The 19797-nt window shown below is 36.9% G+C and carries 17 protein-coding genes; 3 read left to right on the forward strand and 14 right to left on the reverse strand.

Annotated elements, in window-relative coordinates; translation table 11 throughout:
* Nucleotides 1-29 precede the first annotated feature (29 nt).
* From EJN90_RS02285 to EJN90_RS02325, 9 genes are all read right to left on the reverse strand, one after another.
* Complete coding sequence (locus EJN90_RS02285) at nucleotides 30-2348, reverse strand: alpha-L-arabinofuranosidase C-terminal domain-containing protein (protein WP_126108681.1); 2319 nt, start codon at nucleotides 2346-2348, stop codon at nucleotides 30-32.
* Between the two features lie 426 nt (nucleotides 2349-2774).
* Nucleotides 2775-4199, reverse strand: coding sequence for an L-arabinose isomerase (gene araA / locus EJN90_RS02290; protein ID WP_126108682.1), 1425 nt, complete (start codon nucleotides 4197-4199; stop codon nucleotides 2775-2777).
* Nucleotides 4200-4216: 17 nt separating this feature from the next.
* Entirely contained in the window at nucleotides 4217-4912 is a 696-nt protein-coding gene (locus EJN90_RS02295) for an L-ribulose-5-phosphate 4-epimerase (RefSeq protein WP_126108683.1), read from the reverse strand.
* 15 nt (nucleotides 4913-4927) lie between these two features.
* Nucleotides 4928-6523: a xylulokinase gene (locus EJN90_RS02300; RefSeq protein WP_126108684.1), complete on the reverse strand. Its 1596-nt coding sequence runs from the start codon at nucleotides 6521-6523 to the stop codon at nucleotides 4928-4930.
* Between the two features lie 98 nt (nucleotides 6524-6621).
* Nucleotides 6622-7689, reverse strand: a complete 1068-nt coding sequence (locus EJN90_RS02305; RefSeq protein ID WP_126108685.1) for a GntR family transcriptional regulator — start codon at nucleotides 7687-7689, stop codon at nucleotides 6622-6624.
* A gap of 317 nt (nucleotides 7690-8006) precedes the next feature.
* Nucleotides 8007-8267 (reverse strand): metal-sensitive transcriptional regulator, encoded by a 261-nt coding sequence (locus EJN90_RS02310; RefSeq protein ID WP_126108686.1) that lies wholly within the window; start codon nucleotides 8265-8267, stop codon nucleotides 8007-8009.
* On the reverse strand, nucleotides 8264-8566 hold the full coding sequence (locus tag EJN90_RS02315; protein WP_126108687.1) for a rhodanese-like domain-containing protein: 303 nt from the start codon (nucleotides 8564-8566) through the stop codon (nucleotides 8264-8266). The genes EJN90_RS02310 and EJN90_RS02315 overlap by 4 nt, the downstream gene beginning before the upstream one ends.
* Nucleotides 8553-10214: an FAD-dependent oxidoreductase gene (locus EJN90_RS02320; RefSeq protein ID WP_126108688.1), complete on the reverse strand. Its 1662-nt coding sequence runs from the start codon at nucleotides 10212-10214 to the stop codon at nucleotides 8553-8555. Before EJN90_RS02320 ends, EJN90_RS02315 begins: the two co-directional genes overlap by 14 nt.
* 3 nt (nucleotides 10215-10217) lie before the next feature.
* Nucleotides 10218-10532: a rhodanese-like domain-containing protein gene (locus EJN90_RS02325; RefSeq protein WP_126108689.1), complete on the reverse strand. Its 315-nt coding sequence runs from the start codon at nucleotides 10530-10532 to the stop codon at nucleotides 10218-10220.
* A 415-nt stretch (nucleotides 10533-10947) separates the two neighbouring features.
* Between EJN90_RS02325 and EJN90_RS02330 the strand changes: the two genes are divergently transcribed.
* The 3 genes from EJN90_RS02330 to EJN90_RS02340 are packed head-to-tail and all read left to right on the forward strand — an operon-like array spanning nucleotide 10948 to nucleotide 12728.
* Nucleotides 10948-11949: a hydroxyacid dehydrogenase gene (locus EJN90_RS02330; protein ID WP_126108690.1), complete on the forward strand. Its 1002-nt coding sequence runs from the start codon at nucleotides 10948-10950 to the stop codon at nucleotides 11947-11949.
* 18 nt (nucleotides 11950-11967) lie between these two features.
* On the forward strand, nucleotides 11968-12261 hold the full coding sequence (locus EJN90_RS02335; RefSeq protein ID WP_126108691.1) for a hypothetical protein: 294 nt from the start codon (nucleotides 11968-11970) through the stop codon (nucleotides 12259-12261).
* Nucleotides 12258-12728 carry a sugar phosphate isomerase/epimerase family protein gene (locus EJN90_RS02340; protein WP_126108692.1) on the forward strand — a complete coding sequence of 157 codons (471 nt, stop codon included), beginning with the start codon at nucleotides 12258-12260 and terminating at the stop codon, nucleotides 12726-12728. Before EJN90_RS02335 ends, EJN90_RS02340 begins: the two co-directional genes overlap by 4 nt.
* 35 nt (nucleotides 12729-12763) lie before the next feature.
* On the opposite strand, the gene EJN90_RS02345 is transcribed toward EJN90_RS02340, so the two are convergent.
* From EJN90_RS02345 to EJN90_RS02365, 5 genes are all read right to left on the reverse strand, one after another.
* A complete protein-coding gene (locus EJN90_RS02345) occupies nucleotides 12764-13345 on the reverse strand; it encodes a hypothetical protein (RefSeq protein WP_126108693.1) in 582 nt (193 codons plus the stop codon).
* 2 nt (nucleotides 13346-13347) lie between these two features.
* The gene (locus EJN90_RS02350; protein ID WP_174919244.1) at nucleotides 13348-15468 is read right to left on the reverse strand and encodes a hydantoinase/oxoprolinase family protein; all 2121 of its coding nucleotides are present in this window, start codon (nucleotides 15466-15468) and stop codon (nucleotides 13348-13350) included.
* 46 nt (nucleotides 15469-15514) lie between these two features.
* Nucleotides 15515-16945 (reverse strand): hypothetical protein, encoded by a 1431-nt coding sequence (locus tag EJN90_RS02355; protein ID WP_227872554.1) that lies wholly within the window; start codon nucleotides 16943-16945, stop codon nucleotides 15515-15517.
* A gap of 97 nt (nucleotides 16946-17042) precedes the next feature.
* The gene (uxuA, locus tag EJN90_RS02360; protein ID WP_126108695.1) at nucleotides 17043-18122 is read right to left on the reverse strand and encodes a mannonate dehydratase; all 1080 of its coding nucleotides are present in this window, start codon (nucleotides 18120-18122) and stop codon (nucleotides 17043-17045) included.
* 21 nt (nucleotides 18123-18143) lie between these two features.
* Nucleotides 18144-19757, reverse strand: a complete 1614-nt coding sequence (locus tag EJN90_RS02365; RefSeq protein ID WP_126108696.1) for a mannitol dehydrogenase family protein — start codon at nucleotides 19755-19757, stop codon at nucleotides 18144-18146.
* Nucleotides 19758-19797 lie beyond the last annotated feature (40 nt).

Genomic DNA, 19797 nt, shown 5'->3' on the forward strand with positions numbered 1-19797 from the left:
TAGTTTCCCTTTCCGACTAAATTCATCTTTTATATTTTTATTTCTAAAAATAGCACACTATAAGGTTCAACCTTAAATTCTTTTCGATTCTCTTTTATACTTTCTTTTGTAATTATTACTTGCTGCGGATCTTCTAAAGAATTTTCTGCATCTAATGCTGCTGATAACTGCGTTAAATCAATCCTTTCCCACGAATTATCCAATTCAAACAAGAAAGATTCTTCTCTCACATTCACAATTTTTAATCGATAAACATCTTTTTCTTGATCATAAACTGAATTGATATAAGCTGGTTTAATGACTAGTGGCAGATCTTCTGTTTCATTAAAGATTTCTCCGTTTATTGTTGTAACAATCTGACGATTTTCCACTTCAAGACAACAAAAATATTTCTTGTTGGTTTCTACTTTCCAAATAGATTGCGTCAATACACTATCAGAACCATTTTTATGATTACTGATCAAACAGTCTTGATTTTGCCATCCACCTAAGCTCCAACCATATTGATTTTGATCATCTTTCCGACCAAACAAGAATTTAAATCCTTTATCCCACTTTCCACCTGTTTTAGTAAAGTCAAAGGTAATCGTATAGTGCTTACTGTTAATCGTTCCTAATATTTTTTGTTGATTGTCTTTAATTGATTGTGTGTCGTAGTAAATAGATTCACCTGTCTCTTTGTCAGTCACCGTTAAGGATTCAATGGTAATATCTGCCCAATCTCCGCTAAGACCAAACTCTCCAATGATGGGATTATCCTCCAAGATTACTGAATCAGGCATTTCTTCAATTTCAAAAGAAACATTATAGGTGCCTTGTTGGGTCATGAATAATTTTTGAACTTCGTAATTGATTGAGCCATAAACTTTTTCTTGGTCAAACCAAATTAAATCTGGTGCCCAATTCACATAGTCTATGTTAGCGAATAATGGTGCATAGCAGGCTAAAGCTACTTTGTCTGCATTTCGTTCTAAGCCAATCATATAGCTTGCTTCGGCTAAAGCATTCCACCATTGATTTCCTTTTGCAGCATACTCTCCTAGGAATACTTTTGGGCCTTTTGGATTAAAGCTGTCGTAGCGATGATGATTCGCTAAGAACCATTCTGGTGAAGCATAATAATGCTCATCTATAATATCCGATTGTTGTTTACGAGCGCTATCCCATCCTCGGTCGTATTCACTACCCGCAGAAAATGGACCTGATGAGTTAATCAATTTAATATTAGGATACGCTTCGCGAATCGCTTGGTGAAAATAAACATAGCGATCAAAGAATTCTTGTCCCACTTCTTCATTACCAATTCCTAAATATTCTAATTTGAATGATTCTGGGTGTCCCATTTCAGCACGAACTTTCCCCCAAGTAGAGGTCACATCTCCGTTGGCGAATTCAATTAAATCCAAGGCATCTTGAACCCATGGACCTAGTTCATCAAAAGGGACCCCTCGTTGATGATGGGGATCCCATCCTGCTGGAAGAACAGGAATTGGTTTTGCTTCCAAGTCTTCACATAATTGAAAATACTCAAAAAAACCTAATCCTAAAGATTGATTGTACCCCCAAGCAGTTCGTTTCGTCGGCCGCTCTTCTACCGAGCCAATCGTATTTTTCCAACGATACATAGAATCATGGTCGTCACTACTCAGGCTGCCATCATGCACGAGACAACCACCAGGAAAACGCATGAATTTTGGTTTCATTGCTGCTAATTTTTCCGCTAAATCTTTGCGACAACCGTTCTTTCTTCCTTTAAAAGTAGCTTTTGGAAAGACAGAAATCATATCAATAGCTAAATCCGTCACTGGAGGGAAAATTAAAGCTAATCTTCCTTCTACAACGGTTTGTGTGGGAATCATTTCAACTTGGTAATTTGTCCAACCTTCTTCTGTGATTTTCACGGTTGTCTCACTATATACTTGACCTGATACATCTTCTAACTGAAGCGTTACTTTTTGTCCTTTAAAATCCGGTTTTGCAAAAAAAGAAACACGATAGACTTCTCCTTCTTGCAAATACAATCCTTTGTTATATCCACGGTTGCGAATAATTATTTCATTCAAACTATTGATTTTTAAATATTTTGAATTTTTCGGGTGTAGTGGGTCATCTGAAAGAATACGCAATTCAACGCTCCGCTCTTGTATGTCTTCTCCCTTGACATCTTCCCACGCATATAACGAATGATATGTAGGATTGTCAAACTTACAAAATTCAAAAGAACGATTATGGATCATCTCTGCGTACAAACCACCATCAGCAGCATGATTCAGATCTTCAAAAAATAATCCATATAGATCATTTAAAGGTGTCAACTTTTCTTCATAGTTCAACTTAATTTTTATCATTCATTCCACCACCTTAATATTTTCTTAACATGATAACAAAATATAAACAAAAAACAAATAGGTTTCCTCAAGTGGTAATCATTGATTATTTTAACACATCTCCTCTAGAATGAAAGCACTTTATTATCATCTTTTTTACTTTTTTTGTGACTTTTAACTGGGACAATCTTTATTTTTAAAAGAAAGCATGAAATAGTGAGAAGTTCATTATTACGAAAGTAAGGTAACCTCAAAGAGTAATTTTATGCCTATAAACGAATAATAATAAAAGTTATTATACTGATTCTAAATAGAATTTTGCACCAGTTTACCCGCTGTCTTCCTAGACCAATTCGGAAAACGTAACCAGAGCTATAGTCGAAGACGAAATAGGAACACAAAAAAGTCGGAGAAATATACCCTCTCCGACTAAGTCAAATTACCTGATTATTTAATTATTATAGTTTCCAAACCAACCAACTTCGCCCAAGTTTCAATTTGTTCCGAAGATAAGCTTAACGATAAGACTGTATGATGTCCACCACCTGATTCAATCCAAGTTTTTACTCCTTGTTGGAAATCCGGTTTTGGTGTCCATAATAAACGAGCGACAGGTAAATTCGGTGCTTCTTCAGTAGGTTCAAATGCATCTACTTCGTTGATCAATAACTTATAATGCGTACCAAAGTCAGCCATGGATACAACCACACCTTCTCCTGCTTTTCCGTCAAATACTAGACGGGCAGGATCTTCACGATCTCCCATTGATAATGGTGAAACAACGATTTTAGGTTTGTTCACCGCTAGTGAAGGATCCACTTCTAACATATGTGATTGCAGAATTGATTCTTTTCCTTCTGCTAACTCGTAGGTATAATCTTCCATAAATCCTGTATTTTTATTATGAGCCATAATCTTCATTAAACGATCTAAGGCAGCTGTTTTCCAGTCACCTTCTCCCGCAAATCCATAGCCTTCTGCCATCAAGCGTTGAACTGCTAATCCTGGAAGTTGTTGCATGCCATATAAATCTTCAAAGTTTGTTGTAAAGGCTGTATAGCCACCTGCTTCTAAAAATCTTCTTATTCCAATTTCTTGTTGAGCTTGAACTTTTACATGTTTTTCCCATTTCTCTTCGTCATAATCGCCATGGTCAAAGTCATACAGTTCTTTGTATTCACTAAATAGAGCTTCTACTTCTTCCTCTTTCACTGCGTCCACATACTGAACTAAATCGCCAATACCATAATAATCAACAGTCCAGCCAAATTGAATTTGCGCTTCAACTTTATCTCCTTCGGTTACCCCAACATTACGCATATTATCACCGAAACGAGCTACTTTAATATGGAAGCTTTCGTTATATCCTACTGCTACATCCATCCAGTCAGCAATTTCCTGTTGCACGTTTTCACGTTCCCAATAGCCTACCACGATTTTGTTATTCTTTTTCAGACGAGCATTAATGAAACCATATTCGCGGTCCCCATGAGCAGCCTGATTCAAGTTCATAAAGTCCATATCAATTGTATCCCATGGAATGCGTTCATTATATTGGGTTGCTAAATGCAGCAATGGTTTTTGAAGTAGTTTTGTTCCACGGATCCACATTTTGGCAGGCGAAAATGTATGCATCCAAGTAATGACTCCCGCTACTTCATCTCGGTAATTAATTTCTTTCATAATATTGGTAATCTTATCTGCTGTAACAGCCAATTCTTGCAATTCAATTGGGTAAGGTAGTTTCCCGCTTTCGTTCAACGCTGAAACAATTTCCTCCGCATTTTTCTTAACTTGTCCCAACGCTTCCTCACCATATAAGTGCTGTGATCCAACTACAAACCAAAAAACTTTTTTATCAACTTTTACCATTTTATATCCACTCCTCATTATTTTTGTCCGTAATAAGCATCTTTTCCATGTTTTCTTAAGTAATGTTTATCTAAAATCCCTTGTGGTAATTCTTCTGCAAACTGGTTTAACTGACGTGCATAAAAATTCATTTTACAAACTTCATCTAAGACAACCGCATTCATTACGGCATCATTAGCAGTTTTCCCCCAAGTAAACGGTCCATGGCCATGAAGCAGCACTCCTGGAATTTCTAATGGATCAATCCCTTTTTCTTCAAAAGTCTCGACAATGAGATTTCCAGTTTCCTGTTCGTATCCCCGATCAATTTCAGCCTGTGTTAAAAAACGTGCACAAGGAATCGTCCCATAAAATGTATCCGCATGAGTTGTCCCCATCGCAGGAACCCCTAAGCCAGCTTGCGCCCAAATAGTCGCCCAGGTCGAGTGAGTATGCACAACTCCACCAATTTCAGGGAATTTTTGATAAAGCACTGCATGTGTAGCTGTATCAGAAGATGGATTTAACTCTCCTTCAACAACATTTCCTTCTAAGTCACAAACAACCATGTCAGCGGCTTTCATATTTTCATAACTTACCCCGCTTGGTTTAATAACGAATAATCCTTTTTCTCGGTCAACCGCACTCACATTTCCCCATGTGTATTTAATCAAGCCTTGCTTCGGTAATTCCAAGTTGGCTTGAAACACTTCTTCTTTTAATTGCTCTAACAAAATGATCCATCCTCCCTAATTAAAATGTCGAACTGCTGCTTGCTCAATCTCTAATCCTGCTTGATATCGCACCATAAATTGATTGAATCCGTCTACATCGGTTTTATCAGGCGAAATCGTTATCCCGACATCATCTCCAAAAACTTTCTCTTCTAAAAATTGTCCCAACGATTCGTTTTCTTCTTTTTGTCGCATATAAGCAGCTAAAAGAGCAATTCCCCATGCACCGCCTTCTCCTGCTGTTTCCATTACGGTAACTGGTGCATCCATCACTGCCGCTAAAATCTTCTGTCCTACTTCAGCTGTCTTGAAAATTCCGCCATGGCCAACAATTTTATCAATCGCTACCGCTTCATTTTTCAAAATGTCCATGCCAATTTTCATGGCTCCAAAGGCGCTGAATAAATGTGTACGCATAAAGTTAGCTAAGCTGAATGTACTCTCCGGTGAGCGAACAAACAATGGACGCCCTTCTTCTATGCGAGTAATATTTTCTCCTGAATAATATCCATATGATAATAACTTTCCGCCATCAGGATCGCCTTCCAAAGCTTTATTGAAAAGAGTTGCAAACAACTCATCTGAATTAATCTTCAATCCTGCCGCTTCACTGAATTCGCGGAATAAATTAACCCAAGCATTAATATCTGACGTACAATTATTTGTATGGACCATCGCAACTAAATCACCGATTGGCGTGGTTACTAAGTCGATTTCTGGATGGACCTCTCTCATTTCTTCTTCCAAAACAATCATCGCAAATGCCGAAGTACCAGCTGAAACGTTCCCCGTCCGTTGTTTTACACTGTTGGTTGCGACCATTCCTGTACCAGCATCACCTTCTGGAGGACAAATAGGAATTCCTGCTTGCAATTGGCCAGTTGGATCTAATCGTTTCGCTCCTTTTTCTGACAGAACACCTGCTTCTTCTCCTGCCAAAAATATCTGCGGTAGTATTTCAGCTAGATTCCATGGAATACTTTCCAATTCATCAAGTGAATGAAATTGATTGATTTTTTCTTGGTCATAAGATTTCGTTTCAATATCTATCGGAAACATCCCTGAAGCGTCTCCTACACCTAAAGCTTTCTTTCCCGTAAGTTTCCAATGAATGTAACCAGCTAAAGTTGTAAGGTAGTCAATGTTGTTCACATGTTCTTCATTATCCAAGATTGCTTGATATAAATGGGCAATGCTCCATCTTTGCGGAATATTGTATTGAAATAATTCTGTTAATTTTTCCTCTGCTTGACTTGTATTCGAATTACGCCAAGTTCGAAATGGGACTAATAATTCTCCAGCTTTATCAAAAGCCATATAGCCATGCATCATGGCACTAAATCCAATAGAGCCAACGCTTGTTAGTATTACACCATATTTTTGATTCACTTCTCTTACTAATTCCTGATAGCTCTCCTGTAATCCCTTCCAAATTAAATCAAGCGAATAGGTCCACAATCCCGCATTAAGCTGATTTTCCCACTCAAAACTTCCAGATGCGATTGGAACGTACGATGAATCAATTAATACAGCTTTAATTCTTGTTGATCCGAATTCTATTCCCAGACTCGTTCGATTTTCCTGTATGTCTACTATTATTTTATTATCCACTTTACTACCCCTTTCTTTTTTGCTTATTATTGATACTTTTATTATAAACAAAACGTCCGTACAAGTAAATGTTTTTAACAAACTTGTACGGACGTTGTTTATTTTTTTACTGAATCCCTAATGATGAGTTCGGGTTGAAATACTTTGCTTTTTAGTGGGTCGTTGTGAATAGCTGCAACAATTATCTGAGCTGCAACCTCACCTAATTTTTCTTTTGGATGAGATAAGGTCGTTAAGTGGACACCAGGCGATGTACTTAAAAACGAATCGTCATTTCCAATAATAGAGTAATCTTCCGGCACTTTCTTTCCCATCTCAAGTAAGCCATTTATTAGTTCTTGAGCAATTTCATCATTATAACAAACAATACCTGATACATCCTGCTGGTCCTGTAGATTAGCAATCATTTCTTTTAGTACGTTTTCTTTGGATTCTGTTGTATAGGTATAAACATTCTCAGGATTAAAACTAGCTCCAACTTCTTCGTGCGCTTTTATGAATCCTTTCATTCGATATTTTCCTTGTAAATCATCAATTTTAATAACCAGTGCAAGGTCTTTCTCTTCTTTTTCCAAAAGAAGCCGCGTCGCTAAATAGCCGGCCTCGATATCATCCACACGGATAGAAGGAAATGATAATTCTTCATATTGCGCATTAATCATTACCACGGGTATCCCACGTTCTTTAAAAGAAAGGTAATATGCCAAATTCGGATTATAAATATTACTTTTTGTCGGCTCAACGATTAAACCTGATACACCTTGATTCATCATCTGCTCTAAACAAACTCTCTCTTGAGCGACATCATTATTTGTACTTGCGAGTAAAAGTGAGTAACCATTTTTTCGCAATTCTTGTTCAATTCCTCTAATGATGGATGGGAAAATATAATCAGATACATAGGTAGTGATGACACCGATTGTCTTGATTTTATTTTCTTTGTTTGTTAAATATCGATTATCTACAAAAGTTCCTGAACCTTTTTCTTTTCTTAGATAGCCTTCATTTACTAACAGTGCAATTGCCTGCCTTACCGTATGGCGACTTACTCCATACTCTTTTTGCAGCTGTGTTTCTGAAGGGATAATGCTTCCTTGGGTAAAGCTGTTGGATAAAATTTTTGATCGAATCTCATCAGATATAAGTTGATATTTTGTCTTCACCATATATGTCACCTCCAACGCTAGTTGTACGGACAACTATTCGAATAATGTATACAAATTATACAAGTTGTTTGTGGCTTTTACAAATAAATCTTATTGAGTGTTTCCACAATCTTTTTACTACAAGAAAAGCGAACAAGTCCGCCTAAATTTGTAGTAAGAGGAAATTTGGCTATAAATTGTTGAGAGATTTACTGTTTTAGCGCTTATAAAGATGTTCAAGTTTATTTTATAGTCTGAACATCTGTATTCTATAAAATAGCTAAAAACACCATTTAAGGTAGAAAAAGAGCCATTTTTTTCCGGCTCTCTTTCTGTACTTATTTTTTTATTATCATCTCAACTGCTTGCTCGATTTTTTGAGCTTGTACATTCAAATCTTCTTCAGGATTTTGTAAACAATTCTGTAAATTCTCTGCCACAATAATCCCCATGATACGATCCACGCTCGAGCGAACTGCACTTAACTGTGTAATGACGTCGATACATTCTTTTTCTTCTTCAATCATCTTTTGAATGCCGCGAATTTGGCCTTCTGCTCTTTTCAATCGATTCAACACTTTCTTATTACATGAACTCATTTGCTCACGGTCTCTCCTCTCCAGGCAGACATCCCACCCATTACATTTATTACCTCATATCCTTTTTGAGATAAAAACTCACTAGCCATTGCTGAACGGTTGCCGGAATGGCAAATGATATAGTGTTCTGTTTTTTTATCGATTTCAATAAAGTTTTTCCCTATTTCACTTAAGGGATAATTTATCGCTTTGGGAATATGACCTTGTGCAAACTCATCACGTTCTCGTACATCAATAATTGATATTTTCTCTTTATAATTTTCTTGGTAGAATTCATTAATTCCTTTACTCTGATACATGTGTGATCTCCTTTGGTCTAATGGCTTGATACAAAGCAAATGCTCCGTCTAAATTTTTAACAGTAAAACCATTTTGTTTCAGTATCCGCTCTCCAATATAGCTTCGAAGTCCGCTATGGCAGCTTATAATATATGCTTGGTTCTTATCAAGTTCATCCATTCGGGAACGTAATTCATCTAGTGGTATATGGACCGCCTCTTTGAAGCGTCCGTTTGCCAGTTCCTCTTCTGAACGAACATCTAGTATTTTTGTGCCTGATGCAAGCTCTTTCGATAGTTGATGCCATTGAACATTCTCACTTAACCCGTCGATAATATTCATTGCAGCATATCCAATCATATTCACAGGATCTTTAGCAGATCCGAAAGGAGGAGCATAGGCCAATTCCAACTCAGGTAAATCAAAAATCGTCATTTCCCCTTTAATAGCGGTTGCTAATACATCAATCCTTTTATCAACACCCTTTTCTCCAATTCCTTGGGCGCCATATATTTTCCCTGTTTTTGGATCGAAAATTAGTTTTAGTAAAATGTCAGTTGCTCCTGGATAATAAGCAGCGTGGTCTTTTCCTATGGTGTGAACAATCTGATAATCTAAACCAGCATTCGACACAGCTCGTTCCGTTATGCCGGTTGATGCCGCAGTTAGATTAAAAATCCGAACAATTGCGGTGCCAATACTACCTTTATTTTGTCGATTTAATCCTGCAATAACATCTGCTACTTGGCGACCTTGTCGATTAGCTGGCGACGCCAAGGAAATTAAAGCTTCTTCTCCGGTAATCTGTTGATTGACGACAATTGCATCTCCGACTGCATAAATATCTGGATTACTCGTTTGGTAATTTTTGTCCACTATAATGCCACCGCGAAATCCCAATGACAAACCTGCTTCTTTTGCCAACTTATTTTCCGGCTGAACCCCAACCGATAGAATAACAATATCCGCTTCTATTTCTGTATGATCTTCTAAAACAACGACTCTACCATTATCCAATAATTTTGTCGCTGACTGCGCAGTAATCACTTTGATATTATTTTTTTCTAATTCTTTTGTTACATATGTTGCCATTTCTTCATCCAATGGCGGCAGTACATGAGGTGCTTTTTCTACAATTGTGACGTCTAAACCTCTATTTTTCAAGTTTTCAGCCATTTCTAATCCGATGAAACCAGCACCGACAACAAGTGCCTTTTCGACATCTCGATTTTCCAAATGTTTCATAATTTTATCTAAATCAGGAACATTTCTCAAAGTAAACACATTTTTTGCTTCTGAAAGACCACTGATATCAGGTACGAACGGCTTTGCGCCGGGAGATAAAATAAGTTTATCATACGTTTCAGTGTGCTCTCCTTGCATATTTTTTATATAGACTACTTTCTCAGCCGGATTAATCGAAATAACTTCTTGATTTACACGTACGTCAATTTTAAAGCGTTCATATAATGATTCTGGTGTCTGAAGCAACAAGCGATCATGATCTTCAATTTCTCCTGAAACATAATAAGGCAATCCGCAGTTCGCAAAAGAAACATGAGGTCCTTTTTCAAATACCACGATTTCAATATCTTCCCTTAAACGACGTAATCTAGTTGCTGCAGACATTCCTCCTGCAACTCCACCGACAATGACTACTTTTTTCATTAATTATCTCCCTCTCCTGACTTCTCCACTCCATTGATTCATTCCACCGCGTACATTTTTTACTTGGTAGCCCTTCTTTGACAGGATTTTCGAAGCTTGTTTGCTGCGCATACCACTTTGGCAAATGACATATATTTCTTGTCCAAAATTCCCTTTAAAAGATTCAATCTTTTGCAAAGGAACATTCTTAGCTTGCTTAATATGCCCCACCTGGTATTCGTTACTCGTACGAACATCGATTAATTGAATATTATTCTGCACTTCTTTTAGAAGCTCTTTTGTTGATACACTGTCGATTTTTCTGAATAGACTAAACACAGTTATCATCCCCTCCTCACATACCCATAGGGGTATATTACTATGTAACGTATTCGCCTGTCAACCAAACAGATTGAAGTTTTTCAGTATGGCATTCGCATAATGAGACAATTTTTTCATTAGACAGGATTTGTTCGCTAGACATTGATGCCCGAGTCGATACAAAAGTGCAAGCTTCAGCAGTATTTTATTGCTTGTAGCTTACACTTTTTTGAAAAGAGACACCTTCACAGCTTTTTTCAGCTCTGAAGCTCCCACTTTCCTTATAAGTGCAACTTTCAACGTAAAATAAACTGTTGAAGGTTACTTATAGTCATGAAAAACGTTTTGTACTCAATATTTTTTTAAAAGAATGATACACTTATGATAGTGGAACACGAACACTTCTAATTGATTTTGAAGGAGAGATTTATTTATGTTAAAAGCTGTATTTATTTTTGCAGATAAAATAAAAGATCGAGATTATTCTCCCAGCGTTCTAGAAGAAATTGGAAAACATGTAGAAATTCTAGAACCTCGATTAACGAAAGATAATTATATGGAATATTGGGATTTGATTGAACAAGCAGATATCATTTTTTCTGGTATTGGCGCACCTAGAATGGATAAGGAGTTTCTTGATCATGCACCTAATTTGAAAGCTATTTTCTATGCTGCCGGCACAATGAAACACATCCTTACGGACGACGAAGCTTGGAGTCGTGAAATTACAATCACAACGGCTAATGTTGCGAATGCCATTCCAGTTGCGGAATACACCTTAGGCCAGATTCTGTTGTCTTTAAAAAACAGCTGGTACCTATCTAGAAAATTACGCGAAGAAAAAACGTATACGAATGGTATTGATTATTCGATTGCAGGTGTCTATGATTCAACTGTTGGGATTATTTCTTTAAGCCAGATTGGTAAACTAGTGATTGATCATTTGAAAAACTTTCAGGTTGATATTGCTCTTTATGATCCTTTTGTTACAGATGAACAAGCAAAAGAATTAGGGGTAAAACTCTGTTCTTTAGAAGAGCTTTTCGAAATTTCCGATGTAGTTTCCTTGCATGCACCTCGTTTACCGGAGACGATGCGGATGATTACTGGAGAACATTTACAATCCATGAAGAAAAATGCAACTTTTATCAATACAGCACGAGGAGAAATTGTTCGTGAAGAGGAAATGATTGAAGTGCTGAAAAATCGTTCGGACCTTACGGCTTTATTAGACGTAACGGCTCCTGAACCTCCAGAATCAGACTCACCGTTATATACATTGGGAAATGTTTTCCTTACTCCTCATATCGCCGGCAGTGTCGGAAAAGAACGTCAAAGACTCGGTATGTTTATGTTGGAAGAGTTAAAGCGCTATTTAGATAACGAGCCTTTAAAATATCAAATTACAAAAGAAGCATTCAAGCATATGGCTTAAAGAAAGGATGAGATTTTGTTGAATCAATTGGGTATTTGTTCCGTAACATTCAGAAAAAAAACTCCCGCGGAAATTATTGACCTTGTTCAAAAAGCTGGTTTGCATGCAATTGAATGGGGTGGCGACGAACATGTTCCCCCTACTGATTTGGAAAATGCTGCAAAAATCGGTAATCAAACTCGTTTAGCAGGCCTAGAAGTGTCCTCATATGGCTCCTATTATTATGCAGGAGAGGGACAAGATTTTAGTCCATTTTTGAAAACAGCGCTCGCTCTGCAAACAGATTCTATCCGAATTTGGGCAAAAAAATGAACTTTAAAAAGGAAATAGGGAAAATTGGTGAAGAAGAATTTGCGAAGATAGTTAGCGATATAAAGCAAGCCGCTCAATTAGCTCAATCTCAAAATGTATCCTTACATCTTGAATTCCATCAAGGAACCTATACAGATACCACAGAGAGTGCAAAACGATTAATAGAAGAAATTGATGAGCCAAATGTTTATTTATACTGGCAGCCACTCGCCTACACTTCAAAAGAAGAACGATTAGAGCAAATCAAAGAGCTAAGTGCGTATATCAGCAACGTACATGTATTTCAATGGGATAGCGAATTTAAACGCTACCCTTTGGCAGACGGAAAAAATGAGTGGAATGATTATATTAATCAAGTCCAAACACTTTCTTCAAATAAACATTATTTCTTGTTAGAATTTATGAAAGACAATTCGATTGATCAATTTGAAGAGGATGCTGTTGTTTTTAAAGAAATATTGGCATAAAAATAAGGGATCTCGGCCACGAGACTCCCTTATTTTTATGCCAATATTGGTAAAACTTCTATCACTCGAGGCGAGAATTGAAGTTGGTTCAATATTTTTGAAAAATGATACGCACCTACTTCACTAGCAACCGGAAGTTGTTCTGTTTTTTTTAGAAATCCAAATCGCTTTCTTTTCAAAATTTTCGAGTAAGTATAAATGTCTGCTTCATTCATCTCAATAATATGATATAATTCATGGCTCAATATCAATTGTTTGAATTGCTTTTCATCAATCAACTCGCCCATTCCTTTTTTTAGAATGAGCTGGTGTAACCTTTTAACGGTACTCGTAAAAATCACTAACTTTTTCTCGCTGTCGTCATACAATGCAATATTTGGTGATGAAATAAGTTCATCTACATGAACAACTGTAACTCCGTATGATTCGATAACCGCAGTAAGATTTGTTTCTGAATTCTCTAACTGTAACATTTTATAAACTTTCTCTGCGCTAATAACAGATTTCTCAATTACTTCTTGCACGTTGATACTTTTTAGAATAGTTGGTGAGAGTTCTTTAAACAACTCTTCATACCACTCATAATCTGTTTTATTTAGTAATTCAGAAAGTTCCATAATTACAATCCATTTTTTGCAGCTACAACATACAGTTCCTGATCAGGATCAAAGTCTACCAACTCTGCTTGAATCAGCCCCACTACTTGCTCAACTTCTGGAATTCCCGAATAGTCTAGAATTCGCATCCCATCAATAAGATAAATATCAGGATTAATCCTTATTTCACTTCCATAGTTTGTATATGTGTTCCACAAATTCACAATAGCCTTATCCAACTCACTAAAAGTAACTTTTTGTCCACCACCATGACCTCTTTGTATTTTTAAGAAACCCTGATTGTCGATAATTCTAAGTTGATTTTGTTCTCCTTTATTGTAGGAGAAACAGTATGTTTTTCCATTGGTATAATCTACTACAAGCTTACCATCAACATCTTTAATCGTTTCCGACGCAATTGTCTGAGCTTCTTCTAAAGTGATATCTTTCGATAAATCTGTCGTCCGAACTTCAGTAGAGCCCAAAGCAATGGCAGTAATTTTCTGAGCTTGTTCATCGATTTCTACATATACTTCAATCGTATCTTCAACTGCCCCACTCTTAATCGCTAAGTCTTTTGCTTCTTTTTTTAATTGGGCAATATCTTCTACAGTTGGATTCGGCACAGTTCGTTCGACCATCTCGCGTACCATCGCTAACGCAACACCAATAGAAGAGATGACTTCAGCTTGGTCTGGTATTTGGTACATCATATCCAGTTTATTAGCTGTATAGCGAACTAACGCTCCAGCCCCACCACCGGCCCCAACAACTACTACCTGCTCTCTCTCAATATCATACTTTTCAATCAAATCTTCAATAATAGGAATGATTTTCTTACTTGATGCATCCAAAATAGCATCAGCTGTTTCTTCAACCGTTTTACCAAGTTCATCCGCAAGAAGCTTTACACCAACATAACTTGATTCATAAATCCCTTTAGCAAAATCATCATCACTTACAAGTTTTAAGGCATTTGCTGCACAAGTATTCGTTAGCGCCACGGATTCGCCATTGTTTAAGCGTATCGCTACATAATCACTTGGATCGTTTTCAGTAGGCTTCATACGATATACTTCTGCTCCTTCAAATAATTCTGGTGGCGTGAAAGCAACGTATCCCATATCAGCAATGTGTGCACTACGAGGTCCTACATCAACTACTTCGCTATTATTCGCTCTCACCATACTCCCTCCAGCAACTCCAGTAACGTGAACATCTAATGAATTAATGTAAGTACGGTGACCCCCGATGATAGAATAATCCACTGCCGGCTTTCCATTCTTGATTACACTAATATCTGTCGAAGTTCCGCCTACTTCTACGAATACTGCATTTGATGTGCGTAAGTACATGAGCGCTCCACTCACGCTTGCTGCAGGTCCTGATAACATCGTTAGAATCGGTCTTTTCTTCATCTCTGTTACTTCCATAACTCCGCCATCACCTCTCATAATCATGAGAGGCACCTGAATACCAGCTTCCTTAACACTATTCTCTGTGCTATTTGCTGTTTCTAGCATGGTCGGTAAGATACTTGCATTTAGTGTTGCAGTCTTTGTTCGAGTAGCTAATCCATAAAGTTTGGTTATTTCTGATGCGCTTGTTGATAGGAGTCCTTTTTTTCTGGCTATTTCTGAAACAAGTGTTTCTTCTCTTGCATCATCCACTCCAAAAGCTTTACTTGCAACAATAACATTAACTCCTTGATTTATTAATTCATCAATCGTTTGTTCAATAGTTTTTTCCGTAATATCTTTTGCTTTTAAATATCTTGATTCTACTTCAATTTTTTTACCATTTCCTAAGTCAATGTTATTTGTTTTTGTTTGTCTTCTTGCAAAGAATCCTTCAATTCCTCCCTTGCCCATACCGATAATACCAGCTTTAGAAACATCACCTTCCAGTAATGCATTCGTCGCTTGGGTCGTACTATGAGCGATAAAAATAACTTCTTCCGGTTTGATATTATTTTGATCTAAACACTGCTTGAAAGCGTCTACTACGCCTTGAGCAACCCCTTTTTCATGATGGTGAGTTGTCATCACAGAACCTTTCCCTACAATTTCGACAGTTTGATTATCAATTGCGACAGCCTTCGTATGCGTTCCCCCAACATCAATTCCAATTCTAATTGACCTCATAGTCAGCCCTCCTTTTATATATTTTATTTCTACTAATAATTTTTATCTATTGAGCAACAATAAAGTAGTACGCCAAAAGAATATTAATTGCTACAATTGCCCAGGACCAGAGAACATTAGATTTAATAAACTCTCTTGGTTCAAATTTACCATAAGACAGAGCCCATAAGTTCCACGATTGTGTCGGACATGAGTTCGCTACCATACCAACTGGTTGAACGTAGAATAATACAAGTAGTAGAGGGAATGTTCCAGTTAAAGATGCATCTCCAGCGGTCAACACTGCGCTTACCACACTTGCTAAAGCAATTCCTGATCCCCAAATCATAAACGGTCCTCTAAATAACGCTAATGGAGCCAGAACCATGAAAATAACAACAATGATTAAGGGGTTATCACCAATCCAGTTTAGTGAACTTCCTAATAGAGTAGAAATGATTGGAGAAATCAGGCTTGCCGATTTCGAGAACATGTTCAATGTTAAAAGCATACCGATCAGTAACGCAACGTCTGAAATACCATTATGTAATGTCTTCTGTGTCATCTCTACCGCTCTGGAATAAGTACTTAGATTTCCAGTTAATAGAAGTCCTAAGAATACACCCACGATAAAGTTAAAAATAACTGAAAAACTACTTAAATTTCCATACCATATATTAGCAAGGTTTACTACAAGTGATAAGATTACTGGTACAAACGGAACAATAAATGTATATGCTGCTACGTCTTTATTTGCATCACTTGTGCCTGAACCGCCATCCATCGCTTTCCATGTGCGAACTTTATTTTTTGTTTTATTATAAGAGAAGATTACAAATGCAACTAAAACTATTAAATGAACAATTGTGGCTGACCATGTAAAGGAGTTGAATTTCGTATTGAATCCATTTATGTCGTTATCAAAAAGTGGCTGGAAGAACGCATGTCCTGAGAACTGGCTTACATATCCCCCGTTCACATACATGCCTGCTGCAACCGACATAACAAAAGATCCAATTGCTAATTGTTTATTAATACCTATTGAAAAGTAAATTGGTAAAATAATGGATCCCATTGCAATAACACTACCCGGCCCGAAAATACTCATGAATAAAGCCGCATTTACTAAAGAAACAATTAATACGAGACTAAGCTGCTTATCTCCTGCCAGCTCTACAACTCGTTTAATTAAAGAACGAGCAATTCCTGTATCTACCAACACTCTACCAAACCAACTAGCAAAGATAATAATTGCAGTAGTTTGACCGTATTCTACAGGCCCATCATGAAACACAGTTGATAAATCGGCTACAACTAGATTCCATATACTATCTCCAGGTGCCGCGTTAATGACTGTATTTAAGACTGATATTGTTGTCCAAATTAATGTTGTTACGAACAAACCGAGTAATAGATTTCCGCCTTTAGCACAATAATAAATAAACCCAAAAAATGATATTGCTATTATAATTCCAGCAATGATTGTAAAAATATCCATGATCATTCTCCTTTTCATTATTCAAATTTAAATCAGGACTTTACAAATTCTCCTCCAATAAAAATTCTACTGCTCTACCTCCCTGCCTTAATTCTACTTATCTATTGCCCAATCTTTTAGCCATATCCCAGCAACCATTCAAATACATAATGCCAAGAGCACGGTCATATAGTCCATATCCAGCTCTTACATTTGTTGAATTTTCGCCAAAAATATGTCGTCCATGATCAGGTCGTAAATAACCATCAAACCCTACTTCATATAAAGCTTTCATTACACCTACAACATCAACCGTTCCATCTTCTGTAAAATGAGAGACTTCTATGAAATCACCATTTTCAGAGACACGCACATTTCGAACATGCATGAAATGAATGCGGTCATGAAATTTGTGGATCATATCTACTAAGGGATTTGATGGATCTGATCCTAGTGATCCCGTGCAAAAAGTAAGTCCATGATATTTACTTGAATTCACTGCTAATAATTTTTCTATGTTCGTATCTTTATTAACCAGTCTTGGCAAACCAAATATTGGAAATGGCGGATCATCTGGATGAATGGCCATTTTTATATTATATTCCTCACAGGTCGGGATGATTGCATCAATAAAGTATTTGAAGTTTTCACGCAACTTATCATCGTCATATCCCTCGTACGCATGAAACAATTCTTGTATCTTTGCTAAACGCTCCGGTTCCCAACCCGGCATTGTCATTCCTTGTGATTCTTTTTGCATCAAATCAATTAACTCTTGTGGACTAACAGCGTTAATTTTATTATTTTCAAAAAACATCGCTGTCGTGCCATCTTCTAATGGGTGAAACAGGTCCGTCCTTGTCCAATCAAAAATTGGCATAAAATTATAACAAACAACTTTTACACCGTTATTCGCCAAATTTTTTAATGTCTCTTTGTAAATACCAATGTATCGATCCCGTGTAGGTAGGCCTAATTTAATATCTTCATGAACATTGACACTTTCTACAACCGAAGTCTCTAATCCTCGGTCTTTTATATAAGCCACTTCTTCTTTGATTTCCTCTTCCGTCCATAATTCTCCCGCAACTTTATTATGTAGTGCCCAAACAACTTCTCTTGTATTCGGAATTTGTTTGATATATTCCAAAGGTATTGGATCGTTATCCCGTCCATACCATCTAAATGACATTTTCATATTCGTGCTCCTCGCAACATTTTATTTTTTATTTGTTAATACTTTTTGGATAGTCGCTCGAACTGCTCCTGGTCCGCTCGTCATTTCTTCAAAAAGTTGCAATACTTCATTTCCAATACCTGCTTTAAATAAATCAATACCAAAGATTTTCTCATTTGTAAGCAGTTTTTGTATCGCATCCAGTTCTACCTTTTCTCCTAATTCGTTATTAGAAAAGATGGGTGTAAGTTCTGTCAATAATGGATCGGGACTCAGTTGGAATACTTCTCCATTGTCATCCACAGCCATTAAATAACGTAACCAGCCAGCATACACCAGTGGTATCGCACGTAAAAACGTTACATCCAATTCTTCCGATTGAATGTATGATTTCAGAGTCTCTCCAAAACGCACAGACAATTTTTGAGAAGTATCTGATGCAATTCGCTGCGGTGTATCTGGTATAAACGGATTGGACAAACGAACGTTAATCACTTCATCAATAAACTCTTTGGGGTCAATAATTTTTGGGTCTTTTACCACGGGAAGTCCTTCATCATATCCTAGCAGCTTAATAAGAGCTACTAAATCTTCATCTTTCATTTCTTGATAGATGGAAGTATATCCGAGTAAACATCCATAAATCGCTAATGCAGTGTGAAGTGGATTTAAGCAAGTTGTTACTTTCATCGTTTCAACTGCATTAACTGTTTCTTTATTCGTAAAGATGATGCCGGTCTCTTCTAATTGTGGCCGTCCATTAGGAAAGAGATCTTCAATAATTAAATATTGTGTTTCTTCTCCATTCACATATGGTGCCACAAAAGTATGTCTTTCTGTTTCTTGGGGGCTCATATTAGAGAAACCGATATCTTCTAACATTCTTTGTACTTGTACATCTGGTCGTGGCGTAATCTTGTCAATCATAGACCAAGGGAAACTAACCGAATTTTTATCATTCAGATATTCTAAGAATTCCTTAGCCACAAAGTCATTTTTGTGCCACTGTTCTGCAATCGTAAGAACAGCTTCTTCTAGTTTTCTACCGTTTTCTGACATATTATCCATACTTACAAGTGCGAGTGGTAATTTCCCAGCATCAAAGCGCTCAACAAGTAACGATACTAATTTTCCTAAATAGCTTTCTGCATGCTTCGGTCCGTTTTTAAAGTCTTCTAAGACATGTGGGTAAAAATCCCCATTATTGTTAGTTAAGCTATACCCTTTTTCCGTAATTGTGAAACTAATCAATTGTAATGAAGGAGATTGAACAAGTTCTCTTAATGTTTGATAATCTGATGAATGCGTATCCATTTTTAAATAAGCTGAAATACTAGAAACCAGGTCATAATTTACATCACCATTGCTCTTCAACGTTACATTAATTGTTAAATCATCAAAAGATTGTAAAACATCTACAATCTCGTAGTCATAGCCTTCCACCATGACGATCCCGGTGTCATCAATCCCCTTGTTTAATAATTCTTGCTGCGCAGGCGCTAAAAAAGCTCTGAATATATTTCCCGCACCGAAGTGAATCCATTTTGGTTTTTTCATAGTTCTTTTCTTTACTTCTTCATAATCAAATTCAGGAACGTTAAAGCCGCTTTCTATTAATCGATTCTTTTCCTTTAGAATATTTTTATTTAATTCCATTATTTATCCTCGATTCTATGCTATAATTTTTATGTCAAAC

Source organism: Jeotgalibaca ciconiae, from assembly GCF_003955755.1.
GTDB lineage: Bacteria > Bacillota > Bacilli > Lactobacillales > Aerococcaceae > Jeotgalibaca > Jeotgalibaca ciconiae.

Bases quoted from the DNA above. Each gene is read 5' to 3' on its own strand.
- EJN90_RS02285 (WP_126108681.1), bottom strand. From the start codon at position 2,348: ATGATAAAAATTAAGTTGAACTATGAAGAAAAGTTGACACCTTTAAAT.
- EJN90_RS02315 (WP_126108687.1), bottom strand. From the start codon at position 8,566: ATGTATCAGAGTAAAGGAATTAATGAATTCTACCAAGAAAATTATAAA.
- EJN90_RS02310 (WP_126108686.1), bottom strand. From the start codon at position 8,267: ATGAGTTCATGTAATAAGAAAGTGTTGAATCGATTGAAAAGAGCAGAA.
- EJN90_RS02365 (WP_126108696.1), bottom strand. From the start codon at position 19,757: ATGGAATTAAATAAAAATATTCTAAAGGAAAAGAATCGATTAATAGAA.
- uxuA (WP_126108695.1), bottom strand. From the start codon at position 18,122: ATGAAAATGTCATTTAGATGGTATGGACGGGATAACGATCCAATACCT.
- EJN90_RS02305 (WP_126108685.1), bottom strand. From the start codon at position 7,689: ATGGTGAAGACAAAATATCAACTTATATCTGATGAGATTCGATCAAAA.
- EJN90_RS02330 (WP_126108690.1), top strand. From the start codon at position 10,948: ATGTTAAAAGCTGTATTTATTTTTGCAGATAAAATAAAAGATCGAGAT.
- EJN90_RS02345 (WP_126108693.1), bottom strand. From the start codon at position 13,345: ATGGAACTTTCTGAATTACTAAATAAAACAGATTATGAGTGGTATGAA.
- EJN90_RS02340 (WP_126108692.1), top strand. From the start codon at position 12,258: ATGAACTTTAAAAAGGAAATAGGGAAAATTGGTGAAGAAGAATTTGCG.
- EJN90_RS02350 (WP_174919244.1), bottom strand. From the start codon at position 15,468: ATGAGGTCAATTAGAATTGGAATTGATGTTGGGGGAACGCATACGAAG.
- EJN90_RS02320 (WP_126108688.1), bottom strand. From the start codon at position 10,214: ATGAAAAAAGTAGTCATTGTCGGTGGAGTTGCAGGAGGAATGTCTGCA.
- EJN90_RS02355 (WP_227872554.1), bottom strand. From the start codon at position 16,945: ATGGATATTTTTACAATCATTGCTGGAATTATAATAGCAATATCATTT.
- araA (WP_126108682.1), bottom strand. From the start codon at position 4,199: ATGGTAAAAGTTGATAAAAAAGTTTTTTGGTTTGTAGTTGGATCACAG.